16 protein-coding genes and 4 tRNA genes are annotated in these 20,649 nt (G+C 66.1%); 13 read left to right on the top strand and 7 right to left on the bottom strand.

What is annotated here, in order from left to right; translation table 11 throughout:
- Positions 1 to 40: 40 nt before the first annotated feature.
- From U5817_RS22495 to U5817_RS22485, 3 genes are all read right to left on the bottom strand, one after another.
- The gene (locus U5817_RS22495) at positions 41 to 478 is read right to left on the bottom strand and encodes a PhaM family polyhydroxyalkanoate granule multifunctional regulatory protein (protein ID WP_407278870.1); all 438 of its coding nucleotides are present in this window, start codon (positions 476 to 478) and stop codon (positions 41 to 43) included.
- Positions 479 to 562: 84 nt separating this feature from the next.
- Positions 563 to 2,488, bottom strand: a complete 1,926-nt coding sequence (locus U5817_RS22490) for a response regulator (protein ID WP_169127260.1) — start codon at positions 2,486 to 2,488, stop codon at positions 563 to 565.
- A complete protein-coding gene (locus U5817_RS22485) occupies positions 2,485 to 3,432 on the bottom strand; it encodes an ABC transporter substrate-binding protein (protein WP_407278869.1) in 948 nt (315 codons plus the stop codon). The genes U5817_RS22490 and U5817_RS22485 overlap by 4 nt, the downstream gene beginning before the upstream one ends.
- Positions 3,433 to 3,767: 335 nt before the next feature.
- On the opposite strand from U5817_RS22485, the gene U5817_RS22480 reads away from it, so the two are divergent.
- Positions 3,768 to 4,397, top strand: a complete 630-nt coding sequence (locus tag U5817_RS22480; RefSeq protein ID WP_169127256.1) for a response regulator transcription factor — start codon at positions 3,768 to 3,770, stop codon at positions 4,395 to 4,397.
- A 33-nt stretch (positions 4,398 to 4,430) separates the two neighbouring features.
- On the opposite strand, the gene U5817_RS22475 is transcribed toward U5817_RS22480, so the two are convergent.
- The 4 genes from U5817_RS22475 to U5817_RS22460 all read right to left on the bottom strand — a co-directional run bounded on the left by U5817_RS22475 (position 4,431) and on the right by U5817_RS22460 (position 11,131).
- Entirely contained in the window at positions 4,431 to 5,138 is a 708-nt protein-coding gene (locus U5817_RS22475; protein WP_169127254.1) for a hypothetical protein, read from the bottom strand.
- Between the two features lie 96 nt (positions 5,139 to 5,234).
- Positions 5,235 to 5,990, bottom strand: coding sequence for a class I SAM-dependent methyltransferase (locus tag U5817_RS22470; protein WP_407278868.1), 756 nt, complete (start codon positions 5,988 to 5,990; stop codon positions 5,235 to 5,237).
- A gap of 58 nt (positions 5,991 to 6,048) precedes the next feature.
- Positions 6,049 to 9,621 (bottom strand): indolepyruvate ferredoxin oxidoreductase family protein, encoded by a 3,573-nt coding sequence (locus U5817_RS22465; RefSeq protein WP_407278867.1) that lies wholly within the window; start codon positions 9,619 to 9,621, stop codon positions 6,049 to 6,051.
- A 103-nt stretch (positions 9,622 to 9,724) separates the two neighbouring features.
- The gene (locus U5817_RS22460) at positions 9,725 to 11,131 is read right to left on the bottom strand and encodes an FAD-binding oxidoreductase (RefSeq protein WP_407278866.1); all 1,407 of its coding nucleotides are present in this window, start codon (positions 11,129 to 11,131) and stop codon (positions 9,725 to 9,727) included.
- A gap of 173 nt (positions 11,132 to 11,304) precedes the next feature.
- Between U5817_RS22460 and U5817_RS22455 the strand changes: the two genes are divergently transcribed.
- The 12 genes from U5817_RS22455 (at position 11,305) to rpoB (ending at position 20,642) form a co-directional block, all read left to right on the top strand.
- Positions 11,305 to 11,389, top strand: a tRNA-Tyr gene (locus U5817_RS22455).
- 62 nt (positions 11,390 to 11,451) lie between these two features.
- Positions 11,452 to 11,525: transfer RNA gene (locus U5817_RS22450), tRNA-Gly, on the top strand.
- A gap of 27 nt (positions 11,526 to 11,552) precedes the next feature.
- Positions 11,553 to 11,627, top strand: a tRNA-Thr gene (locus tag U5817_RS22445).
- A 68-nt stretch (positions 11,628 to 11,695) separates the two neighbouring features.
- On the top strand, positions 11,696 to 12,886 hold the full coding sequence (gene tuf, locus U5817_RS22440) for an elongation factor Tu (protein WP_169127224.1): 1,191 nt from the start codon (positions 11,696 to 11,698) through the stop codon (positions 12,884 to 12,886).
- A 74-nt stretch (positions 12,887 to 12,960) separates the two neighbouring features.
- Positions 12,961 to 13,036: transfer RNA gene (locus tag U5817_RS22435), tRNA-Trp, on the top strand.
- Between the two features lie 26 nt (positions 13,037 to 13,062).
- Positions 13,063 to 13,410, top strand: coding sequence for a preprotein translocase subunit SecE (gene secE, locus U5817_RS22430; RefSeq protein ID WP_169127222.1), 348 nt, complete (start codon positions 13,063 to 13,065; stop codon positions 13,408 to 13,410).
- A gap of 2 nt (positions 13,411 to 13,412) precedes the next feature.
- A complete protein-coding gene (gene nusG / locus U5817_RS22425) occupies positions 13,413 to 13,946 on the top strand; it encodes a transcription termination/antitermination protein NusG (RefSeq protein ID WP_018987810.1) in 534 nt (177 codons plus the stop codon).
- A 104-nt stretch (positions 13,947 to 14,050) separates the two neighbouring features.
- Complete coding sequence (rplK, locus tag U5817_RS22420) at positions 14,051 to 14,482, top strand: 50S ribosomal protein L11 (protein ID WP_018987811.1); 432 nt, start codon at positions 14,051 to 14,053, stop codon at positions 14,480 to 14,482.
- Positions 14,483 to 14,484: 2 nt separating this feature from the next.
- Complete coding sequence (gene rplA / locus U5817_RS22415; protein WP_407278865.1) at positions 14,485 to 15,183, top strand: 50S ribosomal protein L1; 699 nt, start codon at positions 14,485 to 14,487, stop codon at positions 15,181 to 15,183.
- A 233-nt stretch (positions 15,184 to 15,416) separates the two neighbouring features.
- Positions 15,417 to 15,917 (top strand): 50S ribosomal protein L10, encoded by a 501-nt coding sequence (gene rplJ / locus U5817_RS22410; RefSeq protein WP_018987813.1) that lies wholly within the window; start codon positions 15,417 to 15,419, stop codon positions 15,915 to 15,917.
- A gap of 45 nt (positions 15,918 to 15,962) precedes the next feature.
- Positions 15,963 to 16,331, top strand: a complete 369-nt coding sequence (gene rplL, locus U5817_RS22405) for a 50S ribosomal protein L7/L12 (RefSeq protein ID WP_343037742.1) — start codon at positions 15,963 to 15,965, stop codon at positions 16,329 to 16,331.
- A gap of 177 nt (positions 16,332 to 16,508) precedes the next feature.
- The gene (gene rpoB, locus U5817_RS22400; RefSeq protein WP_407278864.1) at positions 16,509 to 20,642 is read left to right on the top strand and encodes a DNA-directed RNA polymerase subunit beta; all 4,134 of its coding nucleotides are present in this window, start codon (positions 16,509 to 16,511) and stop codon (positions 20,640 to 20,642) included.
- Positions 20,643 to 20,649: the final 7 nt, after the last annotated feature.

Here is a 20,649-nt window from a genome sequence, read left to right as displayed (position 1 = left end):
TGTCCGGGGGCCGCGCCTGCGCGCCAGCCCCCGGGGCGGTTTATTTCTTTTCGCCGGACTTGCGCGCACCCTGGCCCGCATCGCCTCCCGCGGTGGCCGAGGCGGGCTTCGCCGCGCCCGCCGGCGCACCGCCAGCCTGGGTCCCGGCCATCGCCGCCCACGGCCACATCGCGGCGGAAGCGAACGGATTGGTCTGCGCCTCACCCGGTCCCTGAGCGCCCGGTTCGCGCGCCTGCTGGCTCATCGCCTGCACCGCGGCAATCGCCGCGCGCTGCACTTCGAGGCCCTGCGTGGTCATCTGCAGCATGCTGAGGTTCATCTTGAGCCAGTTCTCGACCGCCTTGAGGTCGGCGATGCGCTTGTCCAGTTCGCCCACATCCAGCGTCGGCGTGATCATGCCGGGCAGGGAGAAACCCATGTTGTTCCACATGCCGCGCACGAATTCGAGCGGATCCTTCGCCGAGTTGTCATTCGCCATGCCCCTCTCCCCTCAGATGAATACGTCTTCATATTACTCCTCCCGCGTATGGACGGGACGAGCGCCGATCGGACTGCAGCAAACCTAGTCGTCGCGTCCGGGCAGCCGGTTGAGCAGCGCCCGCAAGCGTGCCGGACGCACCGGCTTGTGCAGCAGGGGCAGCCCTTCCTCCTGTGCCTGACGCAGCGTGTCCGGCCCCGTGTCGCCCGTCACCAGCACCGCCGGAATGTCGGCGGCCTTCCATGCGCGCAGGCTGCGGATCACGTCGATACCGTTGAAACGGCCGTCGAGGCGGAAGTCGCTGATGATCAGTTCCGGGACGGTCCCGTCGCGGTTCAGCTGGTCGACGAGCGATTCCGCGTCGCCCGCCGCCACGACCTTGCAGCCCCAGGACGTGAGCAGGCTCTGCATGCTGCCGCGTGCCAGCGGATCGTCATCCACCAGCGCTACGTGCAGTCCGCCCAGGTCGCCGGGCATGCGCTCGGTCTCGGCCCCGGCGGGGGGCGCTTCGGGCTTGGCGAGCGGGACTTCCACCGCGAACACGGAGCCTCGGCCGGGGCTGGAGCGCAGCGTCAGGCGATGGTGGAGCAACTCGGTCAGACGCCGCACGATGGGCAGGCCGAGTCCCAGCCCCTTGTCGCGCGAGCGCTCGGGGTTATGCAGCTGCACGAACTCCTGGAAGATCGCCTCGTGGGACTCCTCGGGGATGCCGACGCCGTTGTCGCGCACCTCGATGCGCAGTCTGTCGCCGCGCCGGCGGCAGGCCACCAGCACGCGACCTTTGCGCGTGTAGCGCACGGCGTTGCTCACGAGGTTGCTGAGGATGCGTTCGAACAGCACGGGGTCACTGCTGATCCACGCATTGGTGGGCCGCGCCTTCAACTCCAGGTCGCGGGCGTCGGCGCCGGGGCGCTCGTCGGCGGCGATGCGATCGAGCAGCGGCTGCAGGGGGAAGGCGCGCACGTTCGGCTGCACCACATCCGCGTCCAGGCGCGAGATGTCCAGCAGGCTGTCGAGCAGATTCTCCATCGCCGCGGCCGAGGCGGCGATGCGCTCGACGAGCCGCCGCACGTCGGGGGCATGCTCATGCTGCGCCAGTTCCGCGATGAAGAGCCCCAGGGCGTGCATCGGTTGGCGCAAGTCGTGGCTCGCCGCGGCGAGGAAGCGCGACTTCGACAGCGTTGCGCGTTCCGCCTGGTCCTTGCTCTCGCGCAGCTCGGCCGTCGCCTCCGTGATCTGGCGACTCATGTCGTCATGAGCGCTGGCGAGCTGGGCAGCCATCTGGTTCACCCCATCGGTGAGCGTGCGCAGCGTGCCGCCGCCCACGAGCGGAACGCGAGCGGAGAACTGCCCCCTGCCGATGCGCTCCACCGTCACCGCCACCTGGCGGATCGGGCCGGTCACGCCCCGGCTCATGTAGTTCGCCAGCATCATGCTGCCCAGGAGCACCAGCACGATCACGACGCTCCCCGTCAGCAGAAGTTCGCGTTGGCGGTCGTCGAGGCGCGCGCGCGACATGTCGACGATCACCGCGCCCAGCATCGGTGGTGGTGCGGCTGCGGGGCCTGCTCCCGGCGCCTGACTGGACAGATCGTCGTCGAGGTCGAGCGTGCTCGGAACGACCGGTTCGATGATGCGCAGCGTCTGCGGCGTGTCGAGCAGGCGTCGCGCCGGCGCCAGCTGGGAGAGCACCGGTAGCGACTTGTCCAGGTAGCCGCTGCGCGCCAGCGCCTCGCCGCCGCGATCCACGATCAGTACGCCCGTCACGTCGTCCTCGGCCAGCATCGCCGACGCCAGTCGGTGCAGCGTTTCGCGGTTGCCCGAGAACAGCGCGTACTCGCTCGCGGCCGCGAGCTGGCGCGCAAATGCCTGCCCGCGGGCATGGTAGGCCTCCTCGTGGTCCGCGACGCGCGAACGCGTGTAGAAGGCGGTCAGCACGATGGCCAGCACCAGCATCGGCAGCACCGCCACCAGCATCACCCGTGCACGCACGCCCCATGTGTCGATCACGGCTTCACCTCCGGGCGGCCTTCGCGCTGGCGCAGGCGGGCGGCGATGCGCTCCGGCGAGTCCAGTTCGATCGCCAGCGAACGTGCGACATTGGGATTCGTCGCGATCTCGAACTCGCGCGGTGCCTGCGGCGGCGGCAAGCCTCCGCCTTCAAGGACGTGACGCACCGCGTCGGCCGCCTGGCGGGCGATCTGCGCGGGCGTCGAATACAGCGCCAGCAGCGCTCCCGCGCGGACATAGGCGGGCGAAAAGCCCACCAGCGGTGCGCGGTGGCGATAGCTCGTCAGGAGCACGTTCTGGATCGTGTAGCTGTTGAACAGCGTGGCGTCGGGCAAGGCCAGCAGGACGGCGGGTTCGTCGAGCAGGCGTTCCAGCGCAGGGTAGATCTCGTCGACAGAGGATATCTTCTCTATAGTCGCCCGCAGTTGCTGTTCCCGCGCCACCGCAGCCAGTCGGCGCGCAAGTTCGTCCGAGGCGGGGCTCGCGAGCATGGCCACCGCGGGTTTGTGCGGAAGGGCAATGTTCAGCAGCGCGATCTGCCGGTGCACGGGTTGGTCGAGAAAAATCGCGGAATACCGACCCGCGTGTGGTCCGTACTGGATGAGGTCGAACGCGTCGCGCGGGATCAGCGTGTGCAGCACCGGCGCCGAAGGGCTGCGGATCCCCACCGCCTTTGCCGCCTGCGTGCCGATGGTGACGACGATGCGCGCATCGGCCAGGGCCGTGCGTTCGAGGTCGCGCAGGCCGAAAACCGCCACGTCGCCATCGGGAAGATCCTGGGCCAACGCAGTGCGCAGCGCGACGAGGGTTTCCTCGTGGGCGCCGCTGCGTTCGGCCGTGACCACCACCACGCGCGAGCCGGCGAATGCGCGACCGCAACAGACCGCAAGGATCGCAAGCGCGAGCACCATGGCGCGCAGGAGACGATCGCTGAACCGCAACATCGGCGCTTCAGCGGGCTCGTCCGGCGAGCGTGGCCTCACTCGCCGGTGCGCGTAAACGACGGGTTGCGCCCGTGCCCGCGGATGTTGCGACAGGCGCCTGCCAAAGTTTGGCTCGATGCCAAATTCGTATGCTCATCGGGTGGTTCTGGTTGTCGTGTGTCCGCCATGACCATGAGTGATGTCCGTTTGGCGGGCGCTAAATTGGGGTTGCCGGCATATAACAAGGTAATTTTCCCCGATTTTTGCGCACGAGGGGGGAAAATGCTCCTATCTTTTGCGGCACGCACCGCGTGCTATCCTCACACCTTTGTGATCGCAGCATAGCGGAGCGCCTTGTGACCCGGATTCTCATTGTCGAAGACCATGCCCTTGTCCGTGAAGCCATGGCGCAGACCCTTGCACGCCTTGAGCCCGGCGTCGAGTGTGTGGAGGCGAAGGGTTCTGAGGACGCGCTCGCCAAGCTGGAGGCCGGCGCCGACTGGGATCTGGCCGTCATCGACCTGATGCTGCCGGACCTCAACGGTTTCTCGCTGCTGGGGGTGCTCGCGAAGCGCTTCCCCGACGTTCCCACGATCGTCGTGTCCGCGCTCGACGACCCGGCGTCGATCCGGCGTGCAATGAAGGGCGGGGCGTCCGGCTTCGTGTCCAAGGCCGATTCCGGCGACACGCTGCGCGCAGCGGTGCGTTGCGTTCTGGATGGCGGTGTTTACGCGCCCGACATCGCCACGGACGCCGCCTCCAAGCGCTCGGGTGCACCCGTGAGCGAACGCTTCGGCTTGACCGCAGGGCAGACTCGCGTGCTCGAGCTCCTTGCCCAAGGAAAGACCAATCGCGAAATCGCCGACCTGCTCGGCCTGTCCGAGGGCACCGTCAAGGTGCACATGTCGGCGATCTTCCGCGCCCTAAACGTCAGCAGCCGCGCCCAGGCGCTGATCGTCATCGCCCGCCACGGCTCGCGGCTCTGACGCGCTGCCGGCCCGCGCCGGCAGCATCTCCGCTCAATGGGGGCGCCGGTTCGCCTGCAGGCGCATCGGCATGTCGGCTGCCGACAGCCGGCCGCTCAGTTGCGGCTCGTCGATGTCGTCCGCTGCCGTTTCCGCATGTTCCATGTCCATGAGTTCGAGCACCTGTCGCGCCAGCGCGCGGCACGCGTTCGCGACCGCGGTTGGCAGGTGTTCCGGAATCTGCTTCTGCAGCAGCAGCTTGGTGCCCGATAGCGCGAGCACCGGATTAAGGATGCGGTGGCGGTACGCCCCCATCAGCTGCGCGACGCTGCGATCGACCGCCTCGCGCTGCCACGCGTTGGTCGGCCACTGCGTCGGCACCGCATAGGCGCGCGGGAACATCTCCAGGTCGCGTACGACGGTGCGAATGTCCTCATGCGACTCGCGGAAGGGCAGCAAGACGATGTCCGACATCGCGTACAGCTTGCGGTCCATCTCCGTGCGGTTGCCGCCGCCGTCGATCACGCCCAGCCAGCCGTCGAGCGAGCGCAGCTTGTCGACGACCTTGGTGAGCGCCTCGCGCGTGCGCGCGTCCGCAGTGATGTAGCGCCGCCCCGCTGGGCTCAGCGGTTCGCGCGACGTGTCGGTCAGCACGCACGCCGCGCGGTGGCCCAACAGGCCCAGCCCCTGCGACAGCATGTGCGAAAGGGTGGTCTTGCCCGTACCGCCCTTGTTACCGATCACACAGATGATTTCAGCCATGCCGGTGTTCCTCACTCGCGGCCCCCACGCCGCACGATTGCATTATCGGTTCGGGAGCTTGCGTGCAAGGGGCGAAAAAGCGCCCGGATACGCCCGCTATTTCGACGCCCGCCTGTCCGTCACGCGATACACGTACAGCCGCGTCGCCCTCCCGTCGCCGACCTCCACGACCTCGTCCGGTCTACGGCCGGGAATCGGAAAACTGTTGCTTACGACGAGCGCGCCGGGCGCGAGTTCCTGCTCGGCCTTGTGCCACACGCGCGCCATGGGAACCGGTGACAGGAAGGCATAGACGAGGTCGTAGGGTGCCCACGACTCCGCGAAGAAATCCCCGCGCCGGACCGAGATCCGGTCCGCCGCACGGCCGAGCAGGCGGCTCAGCAGCCACGGTGCGGGTGCGGCTTCCACGCCGTCGAAGCGGCCGTCGGGGCGCAGGCGTGCCAGCCCGCGCAGCAGCGAACCCGTGCCACTGCCCAGATCCAGCACGCGCACCGGCCGTCCGGCCGGCAACAACGCCGCCAGTGCGCCGATCGTCGTGTGGTTCGAGAGATAGAGCGGCACCTGCGTGCGGAAGCTCGTCCAGAACACCAGGAGCAGCAGCATGAACGCCGCCAGATACCACGCCGGCGCAATGTCCGCCCGCCCGGCAACGACCAGCAGCGGCGCGAACGCAGCATGGATGAGCAGCCACCAGCGCGCGCTGCGCATCGCCACCGCAGCGACCATCGCGCATAGCGCCTGCGTGCCGGCGAGGGCCCAGATGCCAGGCGGCAGCCACCCCGCGCGAGTCAGCAGGATGGCGCAGGCCCAGCCGGCAAGCTGGGCGAACAGGGCTTTGAGCGCGGGCGGCATGGCGGGGTGGGGGATGGCGCGGGAGCCCGATCATACCCCGCCCCGTGGTCCCGGGCCGTCAGGCCGCCTCGGAGGCGGCCACCTGTCGCGCACCGGCGGGTTCGCGCCAGGCGGCCAGCAGTTCGGTTCGCCTCGCCGCGGCCAGCTCCATGTTGCGCGCCTTCACATGCCCGTATCCGCGGATTTCGTCGGGGATCCGTGCGATCTCCACCGCAGCGGGCAGGCGCAGGAAGGACAGTGTCTCGAGCAGTTCGAGCACGTCGCGCTCGTATTGCACGATCAGCGCTCGCTCGGCACGGCGCTCGGCGCTGTAGCCGAAGATGTCCCACGCCGTGCCGCGCAGGTGCCGCAGCCGCGCCAGCCAGCGGAAGGCCTTCAGCATGCCCGGGCCGTAGGCCTTCTTGCGCAGCCTGCCCGTGTTCGGGTCCGGCCGTGCGAGCAGCGGCGGGGCGAGATGGAAGCGCACCTCATAGTCCCCCTCGAAGGTCGTCTCGACGCGCGCCCAGAAGGTCGGATCGGCGTAGAGGCGCGCGACCTCGTACTCGTCCTTGTATGCCATCAGCTTGAAGAGGCCGCGTGCCACCGCCTCCGTCAGGCGCAGGGGTGCGCGCTCGCCGGCCGCGCGCGCCTCGGCGGTCCGCACGCGCTCGACGAGGCCGCGGTAGCGCGCCGCGTAAGCCGCATCCTGATACGCCGTGAGCGTCTCCTCGTGCACGGCGATCAGTCCGTCGAGCGTCTCCGTCCGGATCGGAACGACCTGCGCCGGCTCCAGCACCCGCGCAACCGTTTCCGGCTCGGCCGCGGCGCGGCGCCCCCACGCGAAGGCCTGCGTGTTCATCGCGACGGCGACCCCGTTGAGCTCGATCGCCCGCAGCAGCGCGGCGCACGTGACGGGCACCATGCCTTTCTGCCATGCATAGCCGAGCAGGAAGGCGTTCGTCGCGATGGCATCGCCCATCAGTGCCGTGGCGATCCGCTGCGCATCGATGAAGTCGGCCGCCGGTTGCGCGGCGCTGTCGCCGACCGCCTCGCGGATCGCGCGCTCCATGCGTTCGATCGGGAAACTCCAGTCGGGATTGCGTGCGAACTCCGAGGTCGGCGTCTCCGCGGTGTTGATGATCGCGCGCGTGCGCCCGGCCGCCATCTTCGCCAGCGCCTCGACGCTCGCCGTCACGACGAGATCGCCGCCGATCACCGCCTGCGCCTCGCCCGCCGCGATGCGCACCGCGTGCAAGTCCTCCGGTCGGTCCGCGACGCGGATGTGGCTGAACACCGAGCCGCCCTTCTGCGCGAGCCCGGTCATGTCCAGCACCGTCACCCCCTTGCCGTCGATGTGTGCCCCCATGCCGATCAGCGCGCCGATCGTCACCACCCCCGTGCCGCCCACGCCGGTCACGAGGATGCCGAAGGGCGCAGTCGTTCCCGGCAGCTCCGGTTGCGGCAGCGCGGCGATCCATGTGTCGTCCGTCGCCTGCGCACTGCCCTTGCGCAAACGCCCGCCCTCGATCGTGATGAAGCTCGGGCAGAAGCCCTTGAGGCACGAGAAGTCCTTGTTGCATGCCGACTGGTCGATCTGGCGCTTGCGCCCGAAGGGGGTCTCGACGGGCACTACTGCCATGCAGTTCGACTGCACCCCGCAGTCGCCGCAGCCCTCGCATACCGCCTCGTTGATGAACACGCGACGTGCCGGATCGGGGTAGGTGCCACGTTTGCGCCGGCGCCGCTTCTCTGCCGCGCAGGTCTGGTCGTAGATCAGCGCCGTGACCCCCGGAGAGGCGCGCAGCTCGCGCTGCACGGCGTCCAATTCGTCGCGGTGACGCAGCGGCACGTGGGGGATGTCCGACGGTCCGTAATGGCGTTCGGTGCCGTCGGTCACCACGACGATGTTGCTCACCCCCTCGGCCTGCAGCTGGCGCACGATCTTCGGCACCGTAAGTCCGCCGTCCAGCGGCTGTCCGCCGGTCATCGCCACCGCGTCGTTGAACAGGATCTTGTAGGTGATATTCACGCCCGCCGCGACCGCCTGGCGGATCGCCAGCAGGCCGGAGTGGAAGTAAGTGCCGTCGCCGAGGTTGGCGAACACGTGCGGCTCGTGCGTGAACGGCGCCTGCCCGACCCACGGCACGCCTTCGCCCCCCATCTGCGTGAAGGTGCCCGTGCGCCGGTCCGGCATCCACGTCGCCATGTAGTGGCAGCCGATGCCGGCCACTGCGCGGCTGCCCTCCGGCACGTTCGTCGACGTGTTGTGCGGGCAGCCGGGGCAGAAGGTCGGCACCCGGTCGATCGCGAAGAAGCGCTCCGACAACGCCTTCTCCTTCTCCTGCAGGAAGGCGAGTCGCGCCTCGATCCGCGCCGACGTGAAGAAGCGTCCCACGCGCGCCGCAATCACCCGCGCGATCATCGCCGGCGTCAATTCGCCCGCGGCCGGGAGCAGCCATTCGCCGTGATCGACGCCCCCGCCTTCCTGGGGGATCATCGCCCACTCGCCCTTCTCGTCGAACTTCCCGACCACCCGCGGGCGCACGTCTTCGCGCCAGTTGTACAGCTCCTCCTTCAGCTGGTACTCCAGCAGCTGGCGCTTCTCCTCGATGACGAGGATCTCGTCCAGTCCCTCCGCGAAGCGCCGCACCCCCTCCGCCTCCAGGGGCCACACCATGCCCACCTTGTACAGGCGGATGCCGATCTCGGCCGCCAGTGCCTCGTCGATGCCCAGGTCGTCGAAGGCCTGGCGCACGTCGAGATACGACTTGCCGCAGGTGATGATGCCCAGCCGCGGCGCCGGCGAGTCGATCACGATGCGGTTGAGCCCGTTGGCGCGGCAGTACGCCAGCGCCGCGTACAGCTTGTAGTGCAGCAGGCGCTTCTCCTGCACCAGCGGCGGATCCGGCCAGCGGATGTTGAGTCCGTCGGGCGGCAGCGCGAAATCGGTGGGGATCGCGACCGCCACGCGGTGCGGATCGACATCCACCGACGCCGAGGTCTCCACCGTGTCGGCGAGCGCCTTGAACGCCACCCAGCAACCCGAATAGCGCGACAGCGCGTAGCCATGCACGCCGAAATCGACATACTCCTGCACCCCGGCGGGCGCCAGCACCGGCATCATCACCGCCTTGAAGAAATGGTCGGTCTGGTGCGGGAGCGTCGAGGACTTCGCCGCGTGGTCGTCGCCCGCCACCACCAGCACGCCGCCATACGGCGAGGTGCCGGCCGCATTTGCATGGCGGAACACGTCTCCGCTGCGATCGACCCCGGGCCCCTTGCCATACCACATCGCGAACACGCCGTCGTACTTCGCCTGCGGCGACAGGTTCACCTGCTGCGTGCCCCACACCGCGGTGGCCGCGAGATCCTCGTTCACGCCCGGCTGGAAGACGATGTCGTGGCTGGAAAGATGCGCCTTCGCCTTCCACAGCGTCTGGTCCAGCCCGCCCAGCGGCGAGCCGCGGTAGCCGGACACGAAGCCCGCGGTCTCCAGTCCCGCGGCCCGGTCGCGTTCCTTCTGGATCATCAGCAGGCGCACCAGCGCCTGATAACCCGTCAGATACACGCGCCCCGAGGTCTGCGTGTACTTGTCCTCGAGGCTGACGTTCCTCACCGTCGATGCGTCGCTGCGGGGATCGGCTACGGCCATGGCGACTCCTTGCGCAAGAACTGCGTTTCCGGAACACCGCGCGGACAGGTCGCCGCGAACCGGTCCAGCCTAGTCGCTCGCGCCGGGCATGGCAATGGGGTGTTCAGCGCGCGGGCACGACCTTGCCCGGATTCATCAGGTTGTCTGGATCCAGCGACAGCTTCAGTGCCCGCATCGCACCGACTGCGGCGTCGCCATGCTCGGCGACGAGGAAGTCCTGCTTGCCGAAGCCGATGCCATGCTCGCCCGTGCAGGTTCCGTCCATCGCCAGTGCGCGCTCGACGACCTTGCGGTTGAGCGCCTCCGCGCGCGCGATCTCATCCGGACTCTCCGGATCGACCAGGATGACCGTATGGAAGTTGCCGTCCCCGACATGCCCGACGATGGGCGCGATCAGGCCGCTCGCGGCGATGTCCTCGCGTGCGCCGGCGATGCACTCGGCAAGCCGCGAAATCGGCACGCACACGTCGGTGGTGACGCCACGGCAACCGGGACGCAGATTGATCGACGCGAAATACACGTCGTGGCGCGCCGCCCAGAGGCGGCTGCGGTCCTCGGGGCGCGTCGCCCACTCGAAATCCTGGCCGCCGTTCTCGCGTGCGATCTCCTGCACCGTCTGCGCCTGCTCCTCGACGCCCGCCGCGGAGCCATGGAACTCGAAGAACAGCATCGGCGCCTCGCGCAGGCTCGTCTTACTGTAGCGGTTGATCGCCTGCACCGTGAGCGTGTCGAGCAGCTCGATACGCGCCACCGGCACCCCGAGCTGGATCGTCTGGATCACCGTGCGCACCGCGTCATCGACGTCCGGAAACGCGCACACCGCCGCCGACACCGCCTCCGGCAGCGGATGCAGGCGCACCGTGAGCTCCGTGATCAGTCCCAGCGTGCCCTCCGAGCCGACCATCAGCGCCGTCAGGTCGTAGCCCGCCGAAGACTTGCGCGCGCGACCGCCGGTGCGGATCACGCGCCCGTCCGCGAGCACCACCTCCAGCGCCAGCACGTTGTCGCGCATCGTCCCGTAACGCACCGCATTCGTCCCCGAGGCGCGCGTCGAGGCCATTCCCCCGAGGCTCGCATCGGCGCCGGGGTCGACCGGGAAGAACAACCCCGTGCCATGCAGCGCCGCGTTGAGCTGCTTGCGCGTGATGCCGGGCTGGACCACCGCATCCATGTCGTCGCCATGCACGGCCAAGACCCGGTTCATCTGCGAGAAATCGACACTAAGTCCGCCATGCAGCGCGAGCACGTGCCCCTCGAGCGAGCTTCCGACCCCGAAGGGCACGACCGGTACGCGATGCGCGTGGCAAGCGCGCGCGATCTCCACGACCTCCTCGGTCGTGTGCGGCCACACCACGGCGTCCGGCAGCATGTCCGGGAAGTGCGACTCGTCGTGCCCGTGATGCGCACGCACGGCCGCCGCAGTCGAAAAGCGCTCCCCGAAACGGGCGCGCAGCGCCTCGATGAAACTGGCGGGTAGCGGCGTGTGCGATCCGGGGGCGGGATGCGTCATTGCTTCGACTCCATCAAAAGGATGTGCGCCATCTTCCCCCATTTCCATCTCAGGCGGCACGACGCGTCGCCGCATCGCCACCCGTGCCGGCACGCCCGAAGCTTGCCCCGAAAAAAAGTTCAAATGATGTTTGACACGCGCGAAATGATCCCCTATAGTGCGCGTCTCCGTTTGGAGGGGTTCCCGAGCGGTCAAAGGGATCAGACTGTAAATCTGACGGCACTGCCTTCGAAGGTTCGAATCCTTCCCCCTCCACCAGGTTTTCGACTGGCTCGAAATTCGAGTCGGTTAGGGTGTAAAGCGTTTCGTCTGCGTTGTATGCGGGTGTAGCTCAATGGTAGAGCAGAAGCCTTCCAAGCTTATGACGAGGGTTCGATTCCCTTCACCCGCTCCAGGCTTGGTGCGCTAAGGTTTTTACGGAGCCCATGTAGCTCAGTGGTAGAGCACTCCCTTGGTAAGGGAGAGGCCACGTGTTCAATCCACGTCATGGGCACCACGGTTTTTCGTGTTGTTGTGGTCGATCTGTTCGGTCCGGTTTTCTGAATCTGTCAAAGAGGTACTGGCATGGCTAAGGGTAAGTTTGAGCGGACGAAACCGCACGTAAACGTTGGGACGATCGGCCACGTTGACCATGGCAAGACGACCCTGACCGCAGCGATCACGACGATCCTGTCGTCGAAGTTCGGCGGCGAGGCGAAGGCCTACGACCAGATCGACGCGGCACCGGAAGAGAAGGCGCGCGGCATCACGATCAACACCGCGCACGTCGAGTACGAGACCGCCACGCGTCACTACGCCCACGTTGACTGCCCGGGCCACGCCGACTACGTGAAGAACATGATCACCGGCGCCGCGCAGATGGACGGCGCGATCCTGGTCGTGTCGGCCGCTGACGGCCCGATGCCGCAGACCCGCGAGCACATCCTGCTTGCCCGTCAGGTCGGTGTGCCGTACATCATCGTGTTCATGAACAAGTGCGACATGGTCGACGACGAGGAGCTGCTCGAGCTCGTCGAGATGGAAGTGCGCGAGCTGCTGTCGAAGTACGACTTCCCGGGCGACGACATTCCCATCGTCAAGGGCTCCGCGCTCAAGGCGATCGAAGGCGACAAGGGTGATCTGGGCGAAGGCGCCATCATGAAGCTGGCTGAGGCGCTGGACAGCTATATCCCGACCCCGGAGCGCGCGATCGACAAGCCCTTCCTGCTGCCGATCGAAGACGTGTTCTCGATCTCGGGTCGTGGCACCGTCGTGACCGGTCGTGTCGAGCGTGGCATCGTCAAGGTTGGTGAAGAAGTCGAAATCGTCGGCATCAAGCCCACGGTCAAGACCATCTGCACCGGCGTCGAAATGTTCCGCAAGCTGCTCGATCAGGGCCAGGCGGGCGACAACGTCGGCGTGCTGCTGCGCGGCACCAAGCGTGAAGACGTCGAGCGTGGTCAGGTCCTGTGCAAGCCGGGCTCGATCAAGCCGCATACCCACTTCACGGGCGAAGTGTACGTGCTGTCGAAGGAAGAGGGTGGCCGTCATACCCCGTTCTTCAACAACTACCGTCCGCAGTTCTACTTCCGTACGACCGACGTGACCGGTTCGATCGCGCTGCCGGAAGGCACCGAGATGGTCATGCCGGGTGACAACGTGTCGATCACGGTCAAGCTGCTGGCCCCGATCGCTATGGAAGAAGGTCTGCGCTTCGCGATCCGCGAAGGTGGTCGTACCGTTGGTGCCGGTGTCGTCGCCAAGATCATCGAGTAATTGCGGCTGAAAACCGAAGCAATTGCCTGATCGAGGGCGTCCCGCGAGTCGGGGCGCCTTGTAGTCTCTGCTGCAGGGGTATAGCTCAATTGGCAGAGCGTCGGTCTCCAAAACCGAAGGTTGGGGGTTCGATTCCCTCTGCCCCTGCCACTCATTTCCGGGTTTTCAATATCTAGATGGCCGATAAGATCAAGTTCGCGCTGGCTCTCGCCCTGCTCGCAGCCGGCGTGGTCGGCTTTTATCTGCTTTCCGAGCAGGCGATGGTGTTGCGCGTGCTGTCGGTGCTTGCCGGCGTGGCTGCAGGTGCGGCTGTCGCGTGGCAGTCCGAGCCGGGGCGCCGTTTTGGCGAATTCGCGCGCGAGGCGATCACCGAGGCGAAGAAGGTCGTATGGCCTTCGCGCAAGGAAACCGTGCAGACGACCGGAATGGTGTTTGCCTTCGCCGTGGTGATGGCAGTTTTTCTGTGGTTGACCGACAAGAGCCTCGAGTGGGTGCTCTACGACCTGATTCTGGGCTGGAAGTGATCATGACGAAGCGCTGGTACGTGGTGCATGCCTATTCGGGCTTCGAGAAGTCTGTCCAACGCGCGCTCGTCGAGCGCATCGCTCGCGCGGGGATGCAGGATTCCTTCGGGCAGATCCTCGTTCCCGTCGAAGAAGTCATCGAGATGAAGAGCGGCCAGAAGAGCATCTCCGAAAGGAAGTTCTTCCCCGGCTACGTGCTCGTCGAGATGGACATGAACGACGAGAGCTGGCATCTGGTCAAGTCCACGCCCAAGGTTACCGGTTTCGTCGGCGGCACCGCGAACAAGCCCACTCCGATTTCCGAAAAGGAAGTCGAGAAGATCATGCAGCAGATGCAGGAAGGCGTCGACAAGCCCCGTCCGAAGGTGCTGTGGGAGATGGGCGAAGTCGTGCGCGTCAAGGAAGGCCCGTTCACCGACTTCCACGGTTCCGTGGAGGACGTCAATTACGACAAGAGCAAGCTGCGCGTGATGGTGACCATCTTCGGTCGCGCCACGCCGGTCGAGCTGGATTTCAGTCAGGTCGAGAAGACCTGATGCAGGTGGGCCGCAAGGCCCGCAGTTGCCCGCTTCGTGCGGGCGAAAGCGAGGAGCGTCGGCTGCGGCCGGCGCGCTTGTACTCATACTAGGAGCTAGCCGCGATGGCAAAGAAAATCATCGGCTATATCAAGCTGCAAGTGCCAGCTGGTAAGGCCAACCCCAGTCCCCCGATCGGCCCTGCGCTTGGTCAGCGCGGTCTGAACATCATGGAATTCTGCAAGGCGTTCAACGCCAAGACCCAGGGCATGGAGCCCGGTCTGCCGATTCCCGTGGTGATCACCGCGTACGCGGACAAGAGCTTCACCTTCATCATGAAGACCCCGCCTGCGACGGTCCTCATCAAGAAGGCTGCCGGCATCAAGTCCGGTTCGGCCAAGCCGCACACCGACAAGGTCGGTTCGATCACGCGTGCGCAGGTCGAAGAGATCGCCAAGGCCAAGATGCCTGACCTCACCGCTGCGAACATGGACGCCGCCGTGCGTACGATCGCCGGTTCCGCACGCAGCATGGGCATCACGGTGGAGGGTCTCTGATCATGGCTAAGCTTTCGAAACGAGTTCAGGCGCTGCGCGCCAAGGTCGACCGCAACCGCGTCTACCCCGTCGCCGAGGCCCTCACGCTGGTGAAGGAATGTGCGACCGCCAAGTTCGACGAATCGGTCGATATCTCGGTCAACCTCGGCGTCGATGCGCGCAAGTCGGACCAGGTCGTGCGCGGCTCCGTCGTGCTGCCCGCTGGTACCGGCAAGACCGTGCGCGTGGCCGTGTTCGCCCAGGGCGACAAGGCTGAAGCCGCCCGTGCTGCTGGCGCCGATGTCGTCGGTTTCGACGACCTCGCCGAGCAGGTCAAGGGCGGCACGATCGACTTCGACCTCTGCATCGCCACGCCCGACGCCATGCGCGTCGTCGGCCAGCTGGGCCAGATCCTCGGTCCGCGCGGCCTGATGCCGAACCCGAAGGTCGGTACCGTGACCATGGACGTCACCACCGCGGTCAAGAACGCCAAGGCGGGTCAGGTGCAGTACCGCACCGACAAGGCCGGCATCGTGCATGCCACCATCGGCCGCGCATCGTTCTCGATCGAGGCGCTGCAGCAGAACCTCGGCGCACTCGTCGAGGCTCTGCAGAAGGCCAAGCCTGCCGCATCGAAGGGCGTTTACCTGCGCCGCGTCGCCGTGTCGAGCACCATGGGTGCCGGCGTGCGCGTCGAGCCGTCGAGCATCACTGCAGCCTGATCGGGCTGCACAAAGAACTTTGGGACGCCCCGCGCGCAAGTGCGGGGCGGATCGTCAAAGACCGCAGGTGTGGTCGCTTCGGCGACCGCTTAAGCATCCCCGGATGGCCTGCGCAGACGGTGTGCCCAGAACAGGATTCTGGTCGATTCGTCGGCCGCGCTCCTGATCCAGGTCGCCGTGGGTGCGAACCGCGAATTGCGGTTCGTGTGTGGACTTGAAAGGAGGAAAGACCTGTGGGTCTCAATCTCGATGACAAGAAAGCCGTAGTGGCAGAGGTGTCGGCACAGGTGGCCAACGCTCAGACCATCGCGGTGGCCGAGTATCGCGGCATTGAAGTGGGTGATCTCACTGTGCTGCGCGCGAAGGCCCGCGAAGCTGGCGTTTACCTGCGTGTGCTGAAGAACACCCTGGTGCGCCGTGCGATCGCCGAAACCCCGTTCGCCGGGTTGTCGGATCAGCTGACCGGTCCGCTGATCTATGGCATTTCGGAAGATCCGGTTTCCGCAGCCAAGGTGCTGAACGACTTCGCCAAGGGCAACGACAAGCTGGTGCTCAAGGCCGGTTCCTACGCGGGCAAGACGCTCGACAAGGCCGGCGTGCAGGCGCTCGCGTCGATCCCGAGCCGCGAAGAGTTGCTCGCCACGTTGCTGGGCGTCATGCAGGCGCCGGTTTCCGGCTTCGCTTGCGCGATGGCCGCCCTCGCCAAGAAGCGCGAGGAAGAGGCAGCTGCCTGACCGTTTTCCGAAAAAGTTTCGATTTAGGAGTGATTTGACATGGCTATCAGCAAAGAAGACATCCTCGAAGCCGTTGGCTCGATGACCGTTATGGAACTGAACGACCTCGTGAAGGCGTTCGAAGAGAAGTTCGGCGTGTCGGCTGCCGCGATGGCGGTTGCTGCCCCGGCCGGCGGCGCTGCCGCTGCCGTCGTTGAAGAGAAGACCGAATTCGACGTCGTCCTGCTTGCCGCCGGCGACAAGAAGGTCGAAGTGATCAAGGTCGTCCGCGCCGCCACCGGCCTGGGCCTGAAGGAAGCCAAGGACCTCGTCGATGGCGCCCCGAAGACCGTCAAGGAAGGTGCCCCGAAGGCCGACGCCGAGGCGATCAAGAAGCAGCTCGAAGACGCTGGCGCGAAGGTCGAGATCAAGTAATACCGAGTTGTCTCTCGGGGCTGGCGCTCATCCGGGCGCCAGCCCTTTCGTGCTTTGTAAATCCAAGAAGCCAGAACCCAGCGCGAGATATGGTGTCCACTAGCCTATCGCCTGGCCCGACCTCCTCGGGGCGCTGTGTTCTGTCTCTTTGACGTCCGACCTCTACCCGGAGCATCCATGGCGTATTCCTACACCGAAAAGAAACGTATCCGCAAGAGCTTCGCCAAGCGCGCGGCAGTGCTGAACGTACCTTTCCTCCTCGCCACCCAAATCGAGTCGTTCGCCTCGTTCCTGCAGGCTGAAACGCCGCCGATGACGCGCCTGAACCAGGGTCTGCAGGCCGCTTTCACGTCGATCTTCCCGATCGTCAGCCACAGCGGGAACGCGCGGCTGGAGTTCGTGCAGTACATGCTCGGCGAGCCGGCGTTCGATGTGACCGAGTGCCAGCAGCGCGGCCTGACCTTCGCGTCGCCGCTGCGCGCGCGCGTGCGTCTGGTGATTCTCGATCGCGACGCGCCCAAGGAGACGGTGAAGGAAGTCAAGGAACAGGAAGTGTACATGGGCGAGATTCCGCTCATGACCTCCACCGGGTCGTTCGTCATCAACGGCACCGAGCGCGTCATCGTGTCGCAGCTCCACCGTTCCCCCGGCGTGTTCTTCGAGCACGACCGCGGCAAGACGCACTCTTCGGGCAAGCTGCTGTTCTCGGCGCGCATCATCCCCTACCGTGGCTCCTGGCTCGACTTCGAGTTCGACCCGAAGGACTGCCTGTTCTTCCGCGTTGACCGTCGCCGCAAGATGCCCGCGACCATCCTGCTGCGCGCCATCGGCATGACGCCGGAGCAGATCCTCGAGACCTTCCACGATTTCGACACCTTCCATTTCAAGGGTGAGGAGATCGCGTTCGAACTCGTGCCCGATCGCCTGCGCGGCGATGTCGCGAAGTTCGACATCACCGATACCAGCGGCGGGATCATCGTCGCACGCGACAAGCGCATCACCGCCAAGCACATCCGCGAGCTCGAACAGGCCGGCATCAAGACCATGGTCGTGCCTGAGGACTTCATGCTGGGCCGTATCGTCGCGCGCAACGTCGTCGATCCCGAGACCGGCGAACTGCTCGCACGCGCCAACGACGAGATCACCGAAGACCTCCTCGGCAAGCTGCGCGACGCCGGCGTCAAGGATCTGCAGACGCTGTACGTCAACGACCTCGATCGTGGTCCCTACATCTCGCAGACGCTGCGCATCGACGAGACCGCCGACCAGTGGGCGGCGCGCGTCGCGATCTACCGCATGATGCGTCCGGGCGAGCCGCCCACCGAGGAAGCCGTCGAGGCGCTGTTCCAGGGGCTGTTCTACTCGGAAGAGCGCTACGACCTGTCGTCGGTCGGCCGCATGAAGTTCAATCGCCGCGCCTACCCCGAGAAGATCGAGGACAAGGCGCCGGGCTGGCTCAAGCGCTTCTACGAGACCGTTGGTGCCCGCGGTGAAGAAGGTCCCGCAACGCTGTCCAACGAGGACATCCTCGCGGTGATGAGCGTGCTGGTCGAGCTGCGCAACGGGCGTGGTGAAATCGACGACATCGATCACCTCGGCAACCGGCGCGTGCGTTCGGTCGGCGAACTCGCCGAGAACCAGTTCCGCGCCGGTCTCGTGCGTGTCGAGCGCGCCGTCAAGGAGCGCCTGTCGCAGGCCGAATCCGACAACCTGATGCCGCACGACCTGATCAATGCCAAGCCGATCTCGGCCGCGATCAAGGAGTTCTTCGGGTCCAGCCAGTTGTCGCAGTTCATGGACCAGACCAACCCGCTGTCCGAAATCACGCACAAGCGCCGCGTCTCGGCGCTCGGCCCGGGCGGTCTGACGCGCGAGCGTGCCGGCTTCGAGGTGCGCGACGTGCACCCGACGCACTACGGCCGCGTGTGCCCGATCGAGACGCCGGAAGGTCCGAACATCGGCCTGATCAACTCCCTGGCGGTTTACGCGCAGACCAACCGTCACGGCTTCCTCGAGACGCCGTATCGCAAGGTTGCCGACGGCAAGGTGACCGACCAGATCGATTTCCTGTCGGCGATCGAGGAAGGCCAGTACGTGATCGCCCAGGCGAACGCCGATATCGGCGATGACGGCACCCTGCAGGGCGACCTGGTTTCGTGCCGTCACAAGGGTGAATTCACGCTGGCGACTTCCGACCAGGTCCAGTACATGGACGTCGCGCCGGGGCAGATCGTGTCCGTTGCGGCCTCGCTGATCCCGTTCCTCGAGCACGACGACGCGAACCGTGCGCTGATGGGCGCGAACATGCAGCGTCAGGCCGTGCCCTGCCTGCGTCCGGAGAAGCCGCTGGTCGGCACCGGCATAGAGCGCACCGTGGCGGTCGACTCGGGTACGGCCGTGCAGGCAAGGCGTGGCGGCGTGGTCGACTACGTCGACGCCAACCGGATCGTGGTGCGTGTCAATGACGACGAAACCCTCGCGGGCGAAGTCGGCGTCGACATCTACAACATGATCAAGTACACGCGTTCGAACCAGAACACCAACATCAACCAGCGTCCGATCGTGAAGGTCGGCGACCTCATCGGCAAGGGCGACGTCATCGCCGACGGCGCCTCGACCGACCTCGGCGAGCTCGCGCTCGGCCAGAACATGCTGGTCGCTTTCATGCCGTGGAACGGCTACAACTTCGAGGACTCGATCCTCATCTCCGAGCGCGTCGTCGCCGAGGACCGCTTCACCTCGATCCACATCGAGGAGCTGACCGTCGTTGCGCGCGACACCAAGCTCGGGCCCGAAGAGATCACGCGCGACATCGCATCGCTCGGTGAAGCACAGCTGTCGCGCCTGGACGAGTCGGGCATCGTGTACATCGGTGCCGAAGTGGATGCCGGCGACGTGCTGGTCGGCAAGGTCACGCCCAAGGGCGAAACCCAGCTGACCCCCGAAGAGAAGCTGCTGCGTGCGATCTTCGGCGAGAAGGCTTCCGACGTTAAGGACACCTCGCTGCGCGTGCCGTCCGGCATGAACGGCACCGTCATCGACGTGCAGGTGTTCACCCGCGAGGGCATCGAGCGTGACAAGCGCGCGCAGTCGATCATCGACGACATGCTGCGCAGCTTCAAGACCGACCTTGCCGACCAGATGCGCATCGTCGAGCGCGATGCGTTCGCGCGTATCCGCCGCCTGATCACCGGCCAGAAGGCCAATGGCGGACCGAAGAAGCTCGCCAAGGGGGCCGAGATCACCGCCGAGTACCTCGATTCGCTCGAGTTCTACCACTGGTTCGACATCCGCATGGCGGACGAAGAGCTGGCGACCCAGCTCGAAGCGGTGCGCGAGGGCCTGGAAAAGACGCGCAAGGACTTCGAGCAGGCATTCGAGATCAAGAAGAAGAAGCTCACCCAGGGCGACGAACTGCCCCCGGGCGTGCAGAAGATGGTCAAGGTCTACCTCGCCGTGAAGCGTCGCCTGCAGCCGGGTGACAAGATGGCGGGTCGTCACGGTAACAAGGGTGTGGTGTCGCGCATTGTCCCGGTCGAGGACATGCCGCACATGGCCGACGGCACGCCGGTCGATATCGTGCTGAACCCGCTGGGCGTTCCGTCGCGTATGAACATCGGCCAGATCCTCGAGACCCATCTCGGCTGGGCCGCAAAGGCACTCGGCAACCGGATCGGGCAGATGGTGCGTGCGAACACCGCGGCCGCGGAGATTCGCGATCTGCTCGAGCAGGTCTACAACACCAAGGGCCATCCCGAGGACCTCGCCAGCCTCGACGACAAGGAAGTCGTCGAACTCGCCACGAACCTGAGCAAGGGCGTGCCGTTCGCGACCCCGGTGTTCGATGGCGCGAAGGAAGAGGAGATCGAGGCCATGTTCGCCCTCGCGGGCATCGAGTCCGGCGGGCAGGTCACGCTGTTCGACGGTCGTACCGGCGAAGCCTTCGACCGCAAGGTGACGGTCGGCTACAAGCACGTGCTGAAGCTGCACCACCTCGTCGATGACAAGATGCACGCACGCTCGACCGGCCCGTACTCCCTCGTTACCCAGCAGCCGCTGGGCGGCAAGGCGCAGTTCGGTGGCCAGCGCTTCGGTGAAATGGAAGTGTGGGCGCTCGAGGCCTACGGTGCGGCCTACACGCTGCAGGAAATGCTCACCGTGAAGTCCGACGACGTCACCGGCCGTACCAAGGTGTACGAAAGCATCGTCAAGGGCGAGCACAAGATCGACGCCGGCATGCCCGAGTCCTTCAACGTGCTGGTGAAGGAAATCCGCTCGCTCGCGATCGACATCGATCTCGACACGTACTGAACCGGGT

Origin of the sequence: Aromatoleum evansii, assembly GCF_045689615.1 — a bacterium.
In the GTDB taxonomy this organism is placed as follows: domain Bacteria; phylum Pseudomonadota; class Gammaproteobacteria; order Burkholderiales; family Rhodocyclaceae; genus Aromatoleum; species Aromatoleum evansii.
This window is presented reverse-complemented; position numbering and strand designations above follow the sequence as displayed.